Origin of the sequence: Mucilaginibacter sediminis (assembly GCF_051903035.1) — a bacterium.
Lineage (GTDB): Bacteria > Bacteroidota > Bacteroidia > Sphingobacteriales > Sphingobacteriaceae > Mucilaginibacter.
Map to the genome: position 1 here is coordinate 1,129,664 of NZ_CP170602.1, position 16,618 is coordinate 1,146,281.

General features: G+C 41.7%; 17 protein-coding genes. 11 read left to right on the forward strand and 6 right to left on the reverse strand.

Features of this window, described 5'->3' with window-relative positions; translation table 11 throughout:
• Positions 1-16: 16 nt before the first annotated feature.
• The 3 genes from ACFGVS_RS04440 (at position 17) to ACFGVS_RS04450 (ending at position 2,706) form a co-directional block, all read left to right on the forward strand.
• The gene (locus ACFGVS_RS04440) at positions 17-463 is read left to right on the forward strand and encodes a hypothetical protein (protein WP_274213352.1); all 447 of its coding nucleotides are present in this window, start codon (positions 17-19) and stop codon (positions 461-463) included.
• Positions 464-661: 198 nt separating this feature from the next.
• A complete protein-coding gene (locus ACFGVS_RS04445; RefSeq protein WP_274213351.1) occupies positions 662-1,294 on the forward strand; it encodes an RNA polymerase sigma factor in 633 nt (210 codons plus the stop codon).
• Complete coding sequence (locus ACFGVS_RS04450; RefSeq protein ID WP_439697624.1) at positions 1,291-2,706, forward strand: hypothetical protein; 1,416 nt, start codon at positions 1,291-1,293, stop codon at positions 2,704-2,706. The genes ACFGVS_RS04445 and ACFGVS_RS04450 overlap by 4 nt, the downstream gene beginning before the upstream one ends.
• A 97-nt stretch (positions 2,707-2,803) precedes the next feature.
• On the opposite strand, the gene ACFGVS_RS04455 is transcribed toward ACFGVS_RS04450, so the two are convergent.
• Both ACFGVS_RS04455 and ACFGVS_RS04460 read right to left on the reverse strand, forming a co-directional pair.
• The gene (locus ACFGVS_RS04455) at positions 2,804-3,400 is read right to left on the reverse strand and encodes a 2OG-Fe(II) oxygenase (RefSeq protein WP_439697625.1); all 597 of its coding nucleotides are present in this window, start codon (positions 3,398-3,400) and stop codon (positions 2,804-2,806) included.
• Positions 3,401-3,479: 79 nt separating this feature from the next.
• Complete coding sequence (locus ACFGVS_RS04460) at positions 3,480-4,142, reverse strand: NAD-dependent epimerase/dehydratase family protein (RefSeq protein WP_439697626.1); 663 nt, start codon at positions 4,140-4,142, stop codon at positions 3,480-3,482.
• A gap of 175 nt (positions 4,143-4,317) precedes the next feature.
• Between ACFGVS_RS04460 and ACFGVS_RS04465 the strand changes: the two genes are divergently transcribed.
• From ACFGVS_RS04465 to ACFGVS_RS04500, 8 genes are all read left to right on the forward strand, one after another.
• Positions 4,318-5,145 (forward strand): glycosyltransferase family 2 protein, encoded by an 828-nt coding sequence (locus tag ACFGVS_RS04465; protein WP_439697627.1) that lies wholly within the window; start codon positions 4,318-4,320, stop codon positions 5,143-5,145.
• A gap of 15 nt (positions 5,146-5,160) precedes the next feature.
• On the forward strand, positions 5,161-6,573 hold the full coding sequence (locus ACFGVS_RS04470) for an oligosaccharide flippase family protein (RefSeq protein WP_439697628.1): 1,413 nt from the start codon (positions 5,161-5,163) through the stop codon (positions 6,571-6,573).
• Between the two features lie 76 nt (positions 6,574-6,649).
• On the forward strand, positions 6,650-8,314 hold the full coding sequence (locus ACFGVS_RS04475; protein ID WP_439697629.1) for a hypothetical protein: 1,665 nt from the start codon (positions 6,650-6,652) through the stop codon (positions 8,312-8,314).
• Positions 8,304-9,272 carry a glycosyltransferase family 2 protein gene (locus tag ACFGVS_RS04480; protein ID WP_439697630.1) on the forward strand — a complete coding sequence of 323 codons (969 nt, stop codon included), beginning with the start codon at positions 8,304-8,306 and terminating at the stop codon, positions 9,270-9,272. Before ACFGVS_RS04475 ends, ACFGVS_RS04480 begins: the two co-directional genes overlap by 11 nt.
• Positions 9,269-10,339, forward strand: a complete 1,071-nt coding sequence (locus tag ACFGVS_RS04485) for a glycosyltransferase family 4 protein (RefSeq protein ID WP_090650205.1) — start codon at positions 9,269-9,271, stop codon at positions 10,337-10,339. Before ACFGVS_RS04480 ends, ACFGVS_RS04485 begins: the two co-directional genes overlap by 4 nt.
• A gap of 1 nt (position 10,340) precedes the next feature.
• The gene (locus ACFGVS_RS04490) at positions 10,341-11,471 is read left to right on the forward strand and encodes a DUF1972 domain-containing protein (RefSeq protein ID WP_439697631.1); all 1,131 of its coding nucleotides are present in this window, start codon (positions 10,341-10,343) and stop codon (positions 11,469-11,471) included.
• The gene (locus ACFGVS_RS04495; RefSeq protein ID WP_439697632.1) at positions 11,446-12,762 is read left to right on the forward strand and encodes an O-antigen ligase family protein; all 1,317 of its coding nucleotides are present in this window, start codon (positions 11,446-11,448) and stop codon (positions 12,760-12,762) included. The genes ACFGVS_RS04490 and ACFGVS_RS04495 overlap by 26 nt, the downstream gene beginning before the upstream one ends.
• 152 nt (positions 12,763-12,914) lie before the next feature.
• Positions 12,915-13,835 (forward strand): hypothetical protein, encoded by a 921-nt coding sequence (locus ACFGVS_RS04500; RefSeq protein ID WP_439697633.1) that lies wholly within the window; start codon positions 12,915-12,917, stop codon positions 13,833-13,835.
• A 9-nt stretch (positions 13,836-13,844) separates the two neighbouring features.
• Here ACFGVS_RS04500 and ACFGVS_RS04505 read toward each other — a convergent pair whose 3' ends face one another.
• The 4 genes from ACFGVS_RS04505 to ACFGVS_RS04520 form a co-directional block, all read right to left on the reverse strand.
• The gene (locus ACFGVS_RS04505; RefSeq protein ID WP_439697634.1) at positions 13,845-14,723 is read right to left on the reverse strand and encodes a DMT family transporter; all 879 of its coding nucleotides are present in this window, start codon (positions 14,721-14,723) and stop codon (positions 13,845-13,847) included.
• Between the two features lie 388 nt (positions 14,724-15,111).
• Positions 15,112-15,804 (reverse strand): DUF4288 domain-containing protein, encoded by a 693-nt coding sequence (locus ACFGVS_RS04510; protein WP_439697635.1) that lies wholly within the window; start codon positions 15,802-15,804, stop codon positions 15,112-15,114.
• 2 nt (positions 15,805-15,806) lie between these two features.
• Positions 15,807-16,232: a VOC family protein gene (locus ACFGVS_RS04515; protein WP_439697636.1), complete on the reverse strand. Its 426-nt coding sequence runs from the start codon at positions 16,230-16,232 to the stop codon at positions 15,807-15,809.
• A 10-nt stretch (positions 16,233-16,242) separates the two neighbouring features.
• Positions 16,243-16,617, reverse strand: coding sequence for a hypothetical protein (locus ACFGVS_RS04520; RefSeq protein ID WP_439697637.1), 375 nt, complete (start codon positions 16,615-16,617; stop codon positions 16,243-16,245).
• Position 16,618 lies beyond the last annotated feature (1 nt).

Here is a 16,618-nt window from a genome sequence, read left to right on the forward strand (position 1 = left end):
TATATCCTGAATTACGATGGAGAGAATCTATCACAAAGCAAGACCCGACCAGTCTTATCTTAAAGACAAACGACATAAAAAGAAAACAGCCATGATAGGTGCATGGATGCTGGCGATTTTTGGAATTATTTTTATGATGATAGTTGTAAAGTTTGCCACATCGGGAGGATCATCTGATATGCTTACGTTTACCATGTTCCCAAACAGCGATGATGCATACCAGGCAGCCAAGCAGTACATTGCACCTACCATCAAATCGGGCAATTTAACTTTTGCCGAAGATCACTATCAGTTTGCAAAAAAATCAGATTCGGTGTTTGTCATTAAATCATACGTAACTTCAATTGATAAAAAAGGAGAAAAAGTAAAAACCAATTTTAAGATCACATTAAAATACAACGGAGGCCCCAAGGCAGTACAGGATAACTGGACAATGATTGATGTGAATGAGGTAGCAGAGTAATGCTTCATTATTCAAGGTAATTTGCGATCTGCAAAACACATTAATAACGCCTGTTTTACGGTTCTTTTACTTTTAAAAGCGAACGGGATTTATCATAAATAAGCTTTCTGAAAAAAAAGTAAAACCAAAGGCAACCCTTTCAACTATAAATACGTGTTAGTTGCAAACAGGAATTAATTAAACAGGTAGCCCGTATATATGGGAGAAGCAGAACTACAACAATTGATTGCAGGCTGTTTACAGCATAGCCGAAAAGACCAGAAGATGCTTTACAAAGCATTTTATGGCTTTGCTATGAGCATATGCCTGCGATACGCCGGCAATAGGTACGAAGCTGCTGAGATCATGAACCAGGGCTTTTTAAAAGTGTTTACCAACTTACAAAAATATGATACCACCCGCCCCTTTATTGCATGGGTTGGCAGGATTATGATGAACACCTCGGTTGATTATTACAGAAGTAACCTAAAACTCTCGCTAACCGATGACCTTGATGCTGCCGAGGATATAGGGCATAACGAACTCCCCGACCAAAAGTTAAATTACGATGATCTTATCGGCATGGTGCAACAACTGCCAAACGCCTACCGGACGGTGTTTAACCTTTTTGCTATTGAGGGATTTTCGCACGAGGAGATAGCGTCGAAACTAAATATAAGTACAGGTACATCAAAATCAAATTTGTTTAAAGCGCGTGAAAAATTGAAAAATATGGTAATCAACTCCGGCAGGCTGCCGGATAGTAATTCCGGCAGCGGGCAACATACCATTGTGGCTATTGGCACTATAAGCATCAGTATGTCGGTATTGATAGAATTAATAATGAAATGAAAGAGAAAAACGAAAATAAGCTGGATCAATTATTCAGGGACGGGTTATCCGGCCCTGGAGACCACTTTGCTTTTCGGGAGGAGGATTGGGAGTCTATGGAGCAGCTGCTGGATAAAAAATCCAATAAAAAAGCAGGCTTCTTCCGTATTATGTATTATGCATCCGGCATTGCAGCTTTATTGCTGCTGGCTTTAGGTTTATATTTTTACAGCAAAAACGATACTACAGATCCAGCTAAATCACGCGTAAAGGTGGTTAATAAAACAGGCAATAGCCAAAAACATTCAGGTTCACCTGGTAGGGATACTGGCAACGACAGCCTCAACAATAAAACTGATGACATTGCGGTAACCGCCCCTGGCGGGCAATCCAATAGCGTTAAATCTGCAAAAAAAAATACGATTAACAATAAAGCAGAAAACATGGCCGTAAACAATTCAGCCAATAACAACCGGGCATCAAAAGTTAAAGTAAGCACGGGAAGTATTCTTAACGATAAAGCTACTAACATGGCTGCCAGCAAAGTGCTGCCTAAAAACAATGTGCAAAAAACGGAAACAATTAGTAAAGCCATACCAGGCAACAATGCAACCCAACTGGCCGATAATAAAACACCAAGTGCAAACAAAGCACCTGATGGCCAAACAACCGGTATTGATACACCTGATAATGGCGGTAAAATAGCCCAGGCAGGCAACCAGGTTAAAAACAACATGGCAGCAAATCAAAATGCAGATACGACAGCGAATAAGAAAGCAGAGCGGGAGGCAAAAAAACAAATGGCTATTGTTAAGGCATCAGCAATAAAAAACAGGCCACAGTTTTCTATCAGCGTGTTGGCCGCATCTGACGCTAATGCGGTAAATTCATTTGGGCATAGCCAAACAGGTACTAATTATGGATTGCAGCTTTCATTACGGATTACAAAAAAGTTAACTATAAGCACGGGTGCAGCATACGCTATTAAGCCTTATTCATCAACACCTACCAGTTATTCGTCTGCGTCTTACAATCCATCGATAACGCCTACCAATATCCAGGCAAATTGTAAGGTGCTTGATGTTCCTTTGAACCTCAGTTACCAATTGTATTCAAAAGGAAGCAACGCTATTGGTGTTGGTACGGGGTTATCATCGTACTTTATGCTTAAAGAAAATTACAGGTTTGATTACTCGGCCGAAAGCGGCTGGAAACCCTATAACCTGGAAATACGAAATAAAAATACACACCTGTTTGGCGTGTTGAATGTTAATGTTAATTACCAGCGAAGAATAAATTCGAAGTTTAGCGCCGTTTTACAACCCTACATGAAACTACCGATTACCGGTATTGGCAATGGCAAGGTCGACCTAAAATCAACCGGCGTTGCCCTTGGTATAAACTGGAACATTGGTTCAGGGTTTAAGCCATGATAGGCCAAAGTCTGAAGTACTAAGTAGAGCACTTTAAGTCGTAAAATGGATTTCGATTTTTTGACTTAGGGCTTAGTACTTTCGACTTCAGACTTATTTAATGATCTACCTTTAACCAGCCAGTAATGCTCATTCTTGGTTTTTGCGTACATAAAACCTCGTGAACAAGCTCATTACTTTTAAAGAATACCGAACGCCCGTTTTCAGGGCCGATATTTTGTTCATGATTTGAATGGTGTATACGCAATTCGCCACCATCGGCAGCTAACCACCCGGTATTTAAATACATGATCATTGAATATTTACGGCTATCGTTATTCCTGAACTGATCAAGATGCTTTTTGTAGAAAGCGCCCTTTTCATACAAAGTATAATGAAATTCATAGCCGGTGATACCGGTATAACAGGTTTTATTAAGATAGGCAACAAAGCTATCCATCAGGTCGAGAAAATCATTTTCGCAAGGGGTGTCATGCTTGCGGTCGAGCCAGTAGATGTGGTCGCCCCTAACTTTAGTGTCATGGTTCACGGCTGTATCGTTACCGGTTCCGGCAGATGACAGTAAGCTTGATTTAACAAGTGCCTGTAGGTTTAGCTTAAGATCGGCAGCAAGCGTGTCACTTAAAAAATGATCGGCTATGCCAACCTTATCGGCAAGGTAACTATCGATAAGGCAATTGAATGAATCTTCCAATAAAGGTGAGTTAGCATGTTATCCGGCAAATGCAGGCATGTTGTTAAAGATACCCTTTTTAATCGATCTGGCAGCAGTATTACCTTGCCAATGCTATGATATCCTTTCCTTCTATCACTTTTTTGGGATATGGTTGGTTAACCACCTTTATCATGGCTGTAGCCAATTCCTCCAGGGTGCAAAAACCCGCCGGGTAAAGCGCACGGCCAACCGGGAACAGCCAGTTGATATATTTGTAAAAGCTGTGGGCATTTTTTAAACCCTGTATCGGTTTTATAAAGCCTGGCCTAAAGGCGTAAACTTGTTTAAAGGGCAGTTTCATCAGGTCGTTTTCTGTTTTACCTTTTACCGCGGCCCACCCGTTGCCTTTTTCATTACTATCGGTGCCAGCGCCCGATACATAGCAAAAAGTCATTTCAGGATCTTGTTTTGCCAATATTTGAGCCATGTGCATGGTGAGTGTATAAGTAAGCCTATAATATTCATCGGCCTTTTTACCTACCGAAGTAACACCCAGGCAAAAAAAGCACGCATTATAACCGGTAAGCTGATCACTGATTGGCGAGAGATCAAAAAAATCGGCATGAATAATCTCTTTTAATTTGGGATGCGATACCCCCGACGGCTTCCGGTTAATCACTAATACCTGCTCAACATCCGGGTTTTGTAAACATTGGTGCATAAGCCCCTCGCCTACCATTCCGGTTGCGCCGGTAACAATGGCTTTTATTCCTGTTTTCATATGGTAAAATGTATTTGCATAAAATTAATGCTTTAAAATGAGGCCGCACGCGCTTTTTGAAATAAGTTTTTGGTGCGCGGGCAACCCTCCCGCCTAAAATAACGATATAGTTAATAGATGCCCTTTGCTTCTTGTATTACTTAAAGCAACAGACACCGATTAACATTAATATAACATGAATCCAATTTCTGTTGTGATCATTACCAAAAACGAGGCCGGTACCCTTGTTAAAAGTATCCCGCTGCTGAAACAGATCAGCGACGACATTATTGTGATTGACAATAACAGTACCGATCAAACCGTAACTATAGCCACGGCATATGGCTGCAAAGTATATCAAAAGGCATGGATTGGCTATGGTGTCAACAAAAACAAAGGCATTCAACTGGCGCGATATAACTGGATACTAAGCGTTGATGGTGATGAGATACCCGACCAGGCCCTGATCAACTCTATAAAGGCAACGGCCCCGGGCGATGATAAAACTGTTTACGATATAGCCTTTAAAACTTATTTTGGCAAAAAGCTCATCCGCTTTGGTAACTGGGGTCGCGATCACCATATCCGCCTGTTCAACAGGCAGCATGTTAAATGGAACGAAACGCCGGTACACGAAACATTGCAACTGCCGCAAAACGTTGTTGTAAAAAAACTGGACGGCAACCTGCACCATTATTCTGTGGAAAACCGGGCCGAGTACGAGAAGAAAACAATTCACTATTCGCAATTAAGCGCCATAAAGTACCTGAAAGCCGGAAAAAAGGCGGGCCTTGTAAAGCAGCATTTGGCGCCGGTATTTCATTTTGTGAAGACCTACCTGCTTTTATTGGGGTTTTTAGATGGCAAGGAAGGCTTCATCATTTCGCGGATGGCATTTAAAAATACATGGCTAAAATATCATTACCTTAGTAAAGCTACACAAAGCCTAAGGGATAAGCCGATTTACCAGCATGACGTACCTACCGTGGCATATAAACTTAATACCCATGCACGTGTTGAATAAACCACAGCATTGTTCATGAAAAAAAAGCTGGTAATTGATCTTTCGGCAAATACATTGCAGCTTGTCATCAACCAGCTGTTTGGGGTGATTATTTTTTATGTATTATCTGTAAATCTTGATAAAAACAGCTTTGGCCAGGTTAATCTGGCCTTAGCGGTACTGCTATCTGCATTCAACATCCTTTCTTTTGGTATCGACCAGGTAATTATTAAAAAAGTAGCGCATGGCGATGATGTTCAAACAGCTTTGTCGCTTTATGCTTTCCATGTGTTGTTTGCCGGAGGGCTATTTTATGGCGTCCTGTTATTGGGCCGCACGTTTTTCATACATGATAATGAAGTATACCGCCTGATACTGCTGTTGGGCCTGGGCAAGCTTATGATCTTCTTTTCCACACCATTAAAGCAGGTTTCAAGCGGCATGGAGCGGTTTAAATTACTGGCATGCATGCTGGTCATATCCAATATGGTAAGGGGCATCAGCCTGCTCATTTTGGCCGTTTTGCACCAGGTAAGCATAGGCACCATAATATGGGTATTTATTGGTGGCGATGTACTTGAATTAACGGCGTCCTTTTATCTTTTCAGGCGCTATGTACGGGTGCCCGTACTTCCCGCCTGGAGAAAATCACCCTACTTTGCCTTACTGCGCCAATCATTGCCACAGGTTGGAGTGGTCTTAATTACTTCGGCCCTGGCCCGGTTCGATTGGTTGTTCATCGGGTTTATGGTATCGGCAGTTAGTTTGGCAGAGTATAGTTTCGCATACAAGATATTTGAGATCTCTACCCTCCCCTTATTAGCTATCGCCCCCTTAATTCTTCCCCGTTTTACCAAATTATTTAAAACTGATAACCATCGCCGGGCCGATCTTAAATTGCTCATCCGGATAGAACTTATAATAGCAGCATTTACTGCTTTGATTTTAAATATGTGTTGGAACCCTGTGGTTGACAACATAACCCATGGGAGGTATGGCGCGGTTAATACAACAACCATATTTATCCTCTCGCTTTGTTTACCCCTGCTGTATTTAAATAATTTTTTGTGGACGATTTTTTTTGCGCAAAACAGGTTAAAAATGATCTTCAATTCGTTTTTGCTCACTTTTGCCGTAAATGTAGTTGGCGACCTTGTATTAATCCCTTTTTACAAAAACGAAGGGGCTGCCCTCGCGTTTTTATTGGCCTGCCTGGTGCAGGGTGTTTTCTACCTCGCCAATGACAAATCGGGGCTTAAGGGTTCTTTTTATACACTCGCCATTTGTACCGCATGTGCCTTTTTTAGCGGATTGGCAGCCAAAGCCCTGTTCCCAAACCTATGGCTGGCCATGATAATGGCGGTTGTATTTTACGGTGTTTCGTTATTGATCACGATGCAATTAAAGCGGGATGACAGAGCTGGCCTAATCGGGCTGTTAAACTGGTAAAATAAGGCATCTTCCTGCTTTACGCAGGCAACCAATACGGTTTTCAGGTCGTAATGACTTTAAATGCCCAAGGATAATGTTGGTTAACAAAGCAGTTTTTTACATTGATAAATTAAAGCAAAAGGTGGATTGGAAGCTACTGGCCTTTTTGCTTTTATTTTTGAACGTAAAAATCGGCATCAAGATCCCGGTTATCATCCTGTTCACACTCCTTCAATTTAATTTCAAATTCGGTTTTAGTTTCAAAAACTCCCGGTTGCCCCTGTTTTATCCATTAGTAATAGCTATAGCGGTTATTAACTGGTTTATAGGCAAAAATTATACGCAACTTAATTATAACATTATGTTATCGGCTGGTATAGGGTTTTGGATATTATGCATCCTTGCCATTCACCAGGTAAAACTGGCTGTTGAGCAAAACCAACCCGCCGTAATACATCAAACCATCCTGTTTTTCTTTATTATCAATGCATTATTCTCGGCCGGCAACCTGGCTGCCATATTTTTAGAGACCCATGCCATTAACCCTTATACCTACCAGGGTCAGCTGCAAAAGTATTTTTTAAACACCGGCGATTATATAAGGGGTGTAACTTTTGATACCTCCACAACCAACGCTATGCTAAATGCTTTTGGCGTAATCTACTTTTTAACGCGCAAAAACGCCCCCATGCTTTTTGTATGCATGGCTACCTTATTGTTTACTGGCAGCAATTTTATCAATATTGTTATAGTTCTCGTTTTTTTAATGTTATTTGTTTTCAAAACAGATCGTTATCAAAAAAGCCTGATTGTAGTTTGCCTGGTTTTTTTAGGCGTTTTTATGGCGAAAATCTCGCCTCAAAATAATCAATATACAACTAACGCAATTTCGATCCTGCTGCATAAAGATCCAAGCCCGCCCACCCCCCCGGTGTGGGCAAATGTACCTGTGGAAGCGAGACCGGATAGTGTATTAAGCTTTGATGAACACCGGCAAAAACAGGCCATCATTTTCAGGGATAGCGTTTATAAGGCAGCCCATCCCAAAAGAACAGAGATTATAAAGCCACAGGACAAGCCCTACGAAACCGAAGGCGGCCGGATAGCCATTAAAGGCCCCGATATTAATTCGGCGCCTTATCAAAGCAGTACCCAAACCCCTCCCGAGCAAAAACAACTGGTGCAGTTTATTGATGCACACAAGGCGGCGTTGCCGGTTGCCGGGCAGGAAATTGTAGTGCCCAGGCTGGACAGGCCCGGCAAGCTGATTGGCTTTTTACAAACAACCAATTTTTTGCATCACCATATTAATAAACTAATAACCGGCGCTGGTATGGGCAATTTTTCGTCGAAGCTGGCTTTTAGGGCTACCGGCCTGGGATTTGCCGGAGGCTATCCGCATAAATTCACTTACATCGGGCATGATTTTATGGTAAATCATCTCGACCTGTATCTCAATTATTTCAGCAAAAGGGCGGGCTTTCATTCGTTAACCAATAGCCCGTTTTCGGTTTATGACCAGTTATTAGCCGAATATGGCATTATTGGTTTACTCGTATTTGCCGTCTACTACCTTGGCTTTTTTGCCAGGCATTATAAAGCTTTAACTTATGGCCTGCCCCTTTTGCTGTTAATGCTGGCAGCATTTTTTATCGAGTACTGGTTTGAGCAGCTTTCGGTTATCGTATTTTTCGAACTGTTGCTGTTGCTAAACATCAAAGAAACCAAATCCCCTAAACTGTTGGCACATGAACTTTAGCATCCCACAAATAACGGTATTGATGCCTGCCTACAACGCCGGTAAATATATTGGCGATGCCATAACATCGGTACTGGAACAAACTTTTGCGGATTTTGAATTACTTATAATAAATGACGGATCGACAGACAATACGATCGACGTTGTCCGTTCATTTGACGACCAGCGCATTGTAGTAATTTACCAGGATAACAAAGGTATTGCCGGTGCGCTTAACAACGGACTGAAGTATGCCCGTGCGCCATATATAGCGCGCTTTGATGCCGATGATATTTGCTACCCCGAACGCCTGCAACTGCAGTATGATTTTATGGTAGCGAATCCAGAGTACAGCGTAATTGGATCTGCTGCTGACTATATTGACATGGAGGGGCACTTTTTGTTTACCCATAAGCCCCCGGCTTTTGATAACGACGAGATTCAGCAGTTAAAATATTCGGTTTGCCCTTTCATTCACTCCTGTGTTTTTTACAAAAAAGATATGGTAATTAGCAAGGGGGGGTATAATGAGCATGCCTATAGCTTTGAAGATCATTTTTTATGGGTTAATATTTTAAAAGATCAAAAGGCCTGCAACCTTGCCCTACCCCTAATTAAAGTAAGGCTAAACCCCGAATCAATCACCATTGATGAAAAATGGAGGCCCCGCAAGTTCAGGGACATCAAATATGCTACGCTTAAAAACCGCGCTATAAGTAAACGGGAAGGCAGTTTACTGGCAGAGATAGGCGAAAAACAATATTCGGCCAAAATAAAACAAGGCTCTTATTATGCGCTTTGCGGTAAAAAACTACTGCTTAATAACTTTCAGCCACAAAAGGCCCGCATTCATGTGGCCAGGGCTATCAGCATCTCGCCCTTAAGGTTAGATAACTACCTGCTGTATACTGTTAGCTACCTTCCGGAACGAGTAATTATTTGGCTGCATAAATTAGTATCAGGAGGTGCTGCGATATGAAAGTAGCATTCATCACCCGGTCAACCTTGTATACCGTGCCCGGCGGCGATACCGTGCAGGTGGTGCAAACCGCGCGCCATCTTACCTTTATGGGCATTACCACCGATATAAAACTGGCAAACGAGCACATTAATTACAACAATTACGATCTGCTGCATTTTTTTAACCTCAGCCGTCCTGCCGATATTTTATACCATAGCCATAAGGCCGAAAAGCCATTCGTGATATCAACCATACTATGTAACTACAGCGAGTATGATCAGCAGCATCGTAAAGGTTTGGGCAGAATTTTCAAGTATTTGCCGGCAGATGGTGTGGAATATGTTAAAACCATAGCCCGTTACCTGCTTGGCCGCGATAAACTGGCCAGTTTAGCTTATACCTGGAAGGGACAGCGCAAAAGTATATTGGATATTTTAAGCCGGGCGGCTATGATATTGCCCAACTCCCGCTCGGAGTATCACCGGGTATTAAACAATTACCCGGGCGAAGTAAGGCACATGGTGGTACCGAACGGCACCGATCAGCATTTGTTTAAATACGATGCCTCGGTAACAAAAGATGATAAACTGGTGCTTTGTGTTGCCAGGATAGAAGGCATTAAAAACCAGCTGAACCTGATAAAAGCATTAAATAACACGCCTTACCGTTTGCTGCTTATCGGAACCCATTCTCCCAACCAGGCAGCTTATTACCAGGAATGCCGCAAAACAGCGGCAGATAACATCACCTTCATTGAGCAGATACCGCAATATGAACTGGTAAAGTACTATGCACAGGCCAAAGTACATGTATTACCAAGTTGGTTTGAAACCACCGGCCTTAGTTCGATAGAAGCCGCCTTAATGGGCTGTAGCCTGGTTATCAGCGACAAAGGCGATGTAAGGGAATATTTTGCCGACGATGCATTTTATTGCGATCCGGCAATGCCTAAAAGCATTTTGGCTGCCATTGAAAAAGCCAGCCAGGCCCCCGTTAACGAAGATTTACGCGATAAGATTTTACAAAAATATACCTGGAAACAGGCTGCTACTGAAACTTTAAAAGCATATCAATCTGTATTATAACATGAAACTACGCATAGCCATATTAGGGACCAGGGGTGTACCAAATTACTACGGTGGGTTTGAACATATTTCGGAATATGTATCGGCCGGCCTTGTAAAGCGCGGCCACTCGGTAACGGTTTATAACTCACACAATCATCCATATCAGCAGGATAGCTGGAACGGTGTCGAAATAAGGCATTGTTATGATCCTGAGTACCTGGTTGGCACCGCAGGGCAATTTGTTTATGACATGAACTGCCTGTTAGATGTCCGTAAACGAAATTTTGATGTGGTAATGCTTATGGGCTATACCAGCAGTTCGGTTTGGGGACAGCTTTATCCTAAACACAGCACCATTATTACCAATATGGACGGCATGGAGTGGAAACGGACTAAATACTCCAAACCAGTACAGCAGTTTTTAAAATATGCCGAAAAGCTGGCAGTTAAACACAGCGACTATTATGTTGCCGATTCAAGGGTGATAAAGTCGTATCTGAAGGATAAGTATAACATCAACAGTAAATACATCCCCTATGGTGCTGATATTTTTACCGATTTTGAGCGCGAGCAATATGATGTAAGCGAAGCGCTAAAGGAGGATTATTTTTTGCTGATGGCACGCATGGAACCCGAAAATAACATAGAAGCCATCCTGGAAGGTTTTAACAGGAGTAATTCGGCCAAAAAGTTTAAAGTTTTGGGCGATACCAGCAATCGTTTTGGCAAGTTCATCACCAATAAATTTGCCAACGACCAACGCATTCAATTTAAAGGCGCCATTTTTGATACGCCCAAGGTACGTTCGTTGCAAAATAACTCTTACCTGTATTTTCATGGGCATAGCGTTGGAGGCACCAATCCATCCTTGTTAGAAGCGATGGCCAGCGAGGCTCTGATAGCGGCGCATAATAACCCCTTTAATAAGTCGGTATTAAATACGGATGCTTTTTACTTTTCAAATGCGACCGAAGTAACCCACCTGGTAGAGAATGTGCAGCGTAAAGCGCCCGAAAAAAATATGGTAATGAATAACCTGCATAAAATTCAGTACCAGTTTAATTGGGAGCGGGTAATTGACCAGTACGAGGAGTTTATTATCGAAAGCTATAAACACAAAAACTATGAAGCAATTATTGCTGATAAATGATAATAACGCTAATAAGGTAAGTTATTATCACATCATGTTACTTATGGCAAGCCTGCCGTTTGACAGGTTTTACAGCCATATTATACTCATTAGTTTTATTGTGCATACGTTTATCCATTTGCAAAAGGAAAAGCTAAGGATTATGCTCACATTAAAAACTGTAGTACTGCAATCTGTTTTTTTTGTTACGCTTATTGCCACGGTTTACTCCCTTTACCGTTCCGAAGCGTTTAACGAATGGGTATTGCGCTTACCCATTCTGATTTTGCCGCCAGTATTTTTATTAAACGGCCTCGACTTAAAAAAATATCGGGCTAATTTTTTATTTGCTTTTGTCATTGTGTGTACGGCAACCATCATTTACCTATATATTGATGCCCTTATCACCATTAAATATTATCATCTGCCGCTTAAAACCATTTTTTCGCCGGCATTTACTAATCATAATTTCTCGGAGCCGCTTGATATACATGCCACTTTTTTTTCATTACAGCTGGTGATAGCATTGGTATATCTGTTAACGCTATTGTTTAAACCGCTAACATTGCCTGTGAAATTAATTTGCGGTATTTGCAGCTTCATATTGTTATGCGGACTTATCCAGCTAAGTTCAAAATCAATTCTGGCGATTTTATTTATAATTATTAACCTGGTACTCCCGTATTGCCTGCTTAAGGGTAAAAGCAGGCTGAAGTTTATAACGGCCGGCGCAGCAATATCGGCGTTGGCTTTTGCAACAATTTTAAATGTGTCCTCATTCAAAGAACGCTATTTAACCAGTTTGACAGATGATTTTTCGGCATTTAAACCCGGCGAGAGTACCGACTCGCGCCTGGCCCGCTGGCACGTGGTAGCCCAACTTATTAAGCAGAAGCCTTTAATTGGTCATGGCTCAGGTTCTGAGCAGAAATTGTTACACGATGAATTTTTTAAGGCTAAAATGTACGACTCATTTTTAGCCAACTTGAATTCGCACAACCAATACCTCAGCTTCCTGGTAAAATCGGGTATTTGGGGGCTGCTTGTTTATTTGATAACGCTGGCATACGGTTTTAAAACCGCTATCCTAAAAAAGGACGTGGTATTTATCAGCTTTATGCTGCTGATTGCCATTGTTTCGCTTTCAGAAAATGTGCTGGATGCCGATAAGGGTGTTATGTTTTACAGCTTTTTTTTTGCCTTGCTGTTGTTTTCCGGCGGCGAAGTGAAGCCTGAAGAAATCGTCAAAAATAAAAGCCCGGAATATTTAGATGAAGTGGCAACCAACAGTTTAGCGCTTACGTCATACTAATGTTGTACCGCCTATAAAATGGTAGATAGTTCTTAGTAGAAAGTCCTAAGTTACAAGCCCACAACAACGACGAGATAAAATTCAGAACTCAAGACATAATACTATAAATAATGCAGATCAGGTCCGTTTTTAATCAACCAAGCTTCAATACCGTGTCAGAAATTAAAAAAAATATATTAACTACCCTGGCCTATTTTGATGCATTTAACTATCCGCTCACCCGCGAAGAGGTATGCTTGTTTTTGCCGGTGAAATTTGAGCGCAAGACTTTTGACGACGCCATGACCTGCCTGATAGAAACCCGCATGGTATACCGTTTTGATAAGTTTTATTGTTTAAAAAACGATCAATACCTGGCGCAGCGCCGCAATAAAGGCAACCAAAAGGCGATTGAAATGGTAAGTACAGCGCGTAAGGTTGGCAGCCTGCTTATCAATTTTCCTTACGTGCGGGGGATCGCTATTTCGGGCTCGCTGTCTAAAAATTATGCCGACGACAAGTCAGATATAGACCTGTTTATAATTACCGCGCCAAACCGCCTTTGGGTAGCACGTACCCTGATGCATTTTTTTAAGAAGCTAACCTTCCTGGTAAATAAGCAACATTGCTTTTGCATGAACTATTATGTAGATGAACAAGCGCTTGAAATAGCCGAAAAAAATATATATACCGCTACAGAAGTAGTTACCCTGATACCCATCCAGGGCGACACCACTTTTGCTGATTTTTTTGCAGCTAACGTTTGGACGCGCAAATACCTGCCTAATCATATTATGCGGGTATCAACCGCTAAGTCACTAAAAAATAATTGGTTAAAAAGCATGTTTGAATTTTTACTTAACAATAAACTGGGCGATTTACTGGATGATGGCTTTATGAATTTAACATCGCGCAGGTGGAGTGAGAAAACCAGGCAAAAGAAACTTAATGATCATGGCGTATTACTGGCCATAGTTACCGGTAAACATTGTGCTAAACCCGATCCGGGAAATTTTCAGTCGAACCTGATTAGGCGCTTTCAAAATAAAATAATACAATTGCTTGCCGAAAACCAGCATAGTGTAGCCCATTGAAAAGATAGTTTATTCTGAAACCTGCTGTACAGCTTTAATTTTAGATACCACAAGCCCGGTTACCACCAAAATAGTTCCCGCTATAGCGTAAACCGAGATTTGTTCGCCAAGTAAAAGGTAACCAAAACCGTACCCAAATACAGGCGTAAGGTAAAGCCACGTACCGGCCGTTACAGCATCCTGGCCAACCAGGTATAGCCACAGCTGGTTGGCGATAAACGAGAGTACCACAATTAGCCAAAAAAGGGATAAAAACAGGTTGACGTTAATGTGGTGTACATGCTGCTGCCCAAACAATGGGCAAAACGGCAACAAAATTATGCCACCGACAAATACCTGCCAGATATTGAACGATACATTAGGCAAGCTGATAGTTAATGTAGAGAAGTAAACGCTGCTTGATGCATAGGCAAAAATGTAAATAAGCAGCAATATAATGCCCAGTGGTTTTATACTGGCATTAGGCAGCGCCGCTGCAGAAGCCAGCACCAGGCCGGTAAATGCAATCAGCATCCCAATAATTTCGAACCTGGTAAGTTTCCGTTTAACAATTATTGACGAAAAAAAGGCGATTAGTAAAGGCGCAACCGCTATAAACAACATACTGATACCGGCCGATGCGTATCGCTGGGCGGCAAAAAACGAACCTAAAGTTAAAGTGGTGCATAAAAAGCCGTAAATGACGATGCTTTTCCATTCGCTTTTTAGCGGCCAGAAACGTTCTTTCCTGACCAGGCCAAAAAAAGGACCGAATATGAAGCCTGTGGCAATAAACCGGATGCTGGCCAATATCAATGCATCTGCCGAGCGGATTCCGAATTTTACAGCGACAGACCCGGTTGCCCAAAGAATACTAAACAATAAACCGGGAAGGATTTTCTTTAACATGGGCACTATGATATGCCTGCAAAGATATTTTTTAATGATTTAAATTAAAGGGTGCTATGACGTTTTGTGTAAGTAACGCAGATGAAGTGCCTATTATAGTTTCTAAAGATATATTTATTGACACATCGGAGCTTGTTGAACACGAATCAGAGGCGTAGCCTCGGCCAATTTTGTAGCCGCGGTTTTAACCCGTGAAAAAAACGAAGAAAACGATGGAGAGCCGGTTCGATCCATATGAACAACGCATATATATATCGTTTGAACAATTTGAAAATACCTGGATTTACGCCCGAATATGTGCCGTGCCGATGGCACTCTTGTTGTGCTTTGGTCAATCATCCACGGGTTGAAACCCGTGGCTACAATATTTGTCGGGCCGATGGCCCTATCAGGGCTTTCCATCCCAAACAGTTTTCAATTTATTCTTTCTTTTTCCAAGGGCCGAAAAAACTTCAACGCCGGCAGGGCTATCTAACTCGGCAGGGTTTTCTATATCAGTTACAAAACAATCATCATAACTTTCAATCCGCCAGCGCACAAAACGGCCATTGGGATTCATGTAAGATTCAACATAATTCTCTTGCTGCTTTTCGACTTTATCATAAGCATCGTCAAATGACCATGCTTTTATTAAAACAAACCTTTTTTCGATGTCTTGTTTTTTTAAGCGCACTCCTTCTATTTCAATAACCACCGTCATCTTAACACAATAATATCGCTCTTTTGGCGGCTCCTCAGCTTTTATAAATGTCGCGTGATCTACCGACGTTACCCAGATATCTCGAATGAATCCCACTTTTTTAAGCTTTTCAAGATCGTTAAATTTCACTTTCGCAGTTACCCCTGTAGGGCGTTTCTTTTTGCCCGTAATTTCATACGTATCAAATAAATTTAGCGCTATAAGACGGGTTAAATCCTCGCGATATATACCGTCAATTTTTTTGACCCGTTCTTTAGGTTTAAGATCGGTGAGTTCCTTTACTTTAGGATAAACTAAATTGATTTTAACTGTCGCAAAACGTACCGAGTTTGAAACGACCCTATCTAATTGCCAATATTCCAGGTCATAAATTTCTTTCATTTTCAAATTTCCTTCTGCATAAACATCCAACGCTGCCCTTCCAAATCGGCAGCGCGGTAACGGGTGCCTGGGTAGCCTTCTTCCGGCACAGATAATATGGTAGCGCCGTTGCTTTTAGCGTGGTCATAATGCCGGGTTACATCATCTACATAAACCAAAACCCCGTTAATAACGTAGGGCACCTCGTAAGCTTTAGCAACTATAGTACAATTTTGCGCATGATGCTTGGGGCTTTGGTAATCTGGCGTGGGCTCGGCCAGCATTACCAGGCTTTCGCCCATGGCTATTTCGCCATGGCCCAGGCGGCCTTGCTCATCAGTCATGCGGGTTACCTCGGTAAAACCAAAAACCTTGCAAAGCCATTCCATTGCCGCTATGCCATCCTCATAGGCCAGCATAGGTATAATTTGTTGGTTTGATATGCTCATGATGCGTTGTTTAATGTTTAACAAATAATCTTGCAACGGCAAAATACCCGATATAGCAAACTACAATAATAAGGTAAGCCCAAAGTAGTTCGCGCGTATACAATTTTAGCTGTTTGTGAAAAAAAACCAGCAATACAGCTGTTAGTACCAATAAATGGAACACAATAAGGTAGTAGCTTTCTATAAACATTGCCCAGTAAGCAATTCCGGTTACATCTGCCTGCACCTTGTTTTTTGTCGCGAAATGCGAATCATAGTGGTTACGCAAATAGGCCCTTAAAAAAAACAGCACTACCCTATCTAAAATATAGGTGCCGCTTACCAGCAATGATATAATAATAACCAGCGCATCAAATTTTATCTTACGGAAAATGATTACAGGCATG

Bases quoted from the DNA above. Each gene is read 5' to 3' on its own strand.
- ACFGVS_RS04440 (WP_274213352.1), top strand. From the start codon at position 17: ATGGAGAGAATCTATCACAAAGCAAGACCCGACCAGTCTTATCTTAAA.
- ACFGVS_RS04445 (WP_274213351.1), top strand. From the start codon at position 662: ATGGGAGAAGCAGAACTACAACAATTGATTGCAGGCTGTTTACAGCAT.
- ACFGVS_RS04450 (WP_439697624.1), top strand. From the start codon at position 1,291: ATGAAAGAGAAAAACGAAAATAAGCTGGATCAATTATTCAGGGACGGG.
- ACFGVS_RS04460 (WP_439697626.1), bottom strand. From the start codon at position 4,142: ATGAAAACAGGAATAAAAGCCATTGTTACCGGCGCAACCGGAATGGTA.
- ACFGVS_RS04465 (WP_439697627.1), top strand. From the start codon at position 4,318: ATGAATCCAATTTCTGTTGTGATCATTACCAAAAACGAGGCCGGTACC.
- ACFGVS_RS04470 (WP_439697628.1), top strand. From the start codon at position 5,161: ATGAAAAAAAAGCTGGTAATTGATCTTTCGGCAAATACATTGCAGCTT.
- ACFGVS_RS04475 (WP_439697629.1), top strand. From the start codon at position 6,650: ATGTTGGTTAACAAAGCAGTTTTTTACATTGATAAATTAAAGCAAAAG.
- ACFGVS_RS04480 (WP_439697630.1), top strand. From the start codon at position 8,304: ATGAACTTTAGCATCCCACAAATAACGGTATTGATGCCTGCCTACAAC.
- ACFGVS_RS04485 (WP_090650205.1), top strand. From the start codon at position 9,269: ATGAAAGTAGCATTCATCACCCGGTCAACCTTGTATACCGTGCCCGGC.
- ACFGVS_RS04490 (WP_439697631.1), top strand. From the start codon at position 10,341: ATGAAACTACGCATAGCCATATTAGGGACCAGGGGTGTACCAAATTAC.
- ACFGVS_RS04495 (WP_439697632.1), top strand. From the start codon at position 11,446: ATGAAGCAATTATTGCTGATAAATGATAATAACGCTAATAAGGTAAGT.
- ACFGVS_RS04505 (WP_439697634.1), bottom strand. From the start codon at position 14,723: ATGTTAAAGAAAATCCTTCCCGGTTTATTGTTTAGTATTCTTTGGGCA.
- ACFGVS_RS04510 (WP_439697635.1), bottom strand. From the start codon at position 15,804: ATGAAAGAAATTTATGACCTGGAATATTGGCAATTAGATAGGGTCGTT.
- ACFGVS_RS04515 (WP_439697636.1), bottom strand. From the start codon at position 16,232: ATGAGCATATCAAACCAACAAATTATACCTATGCTGGCCTATGAGGAT.
- ACFGVS_RS04520 (WP_439697637.1), bottom strand. From the start codon at position 16,617: ATGCCTGTAATCATTTTCCGTAAGATAAAATTTGATGCGCTGGTTATT.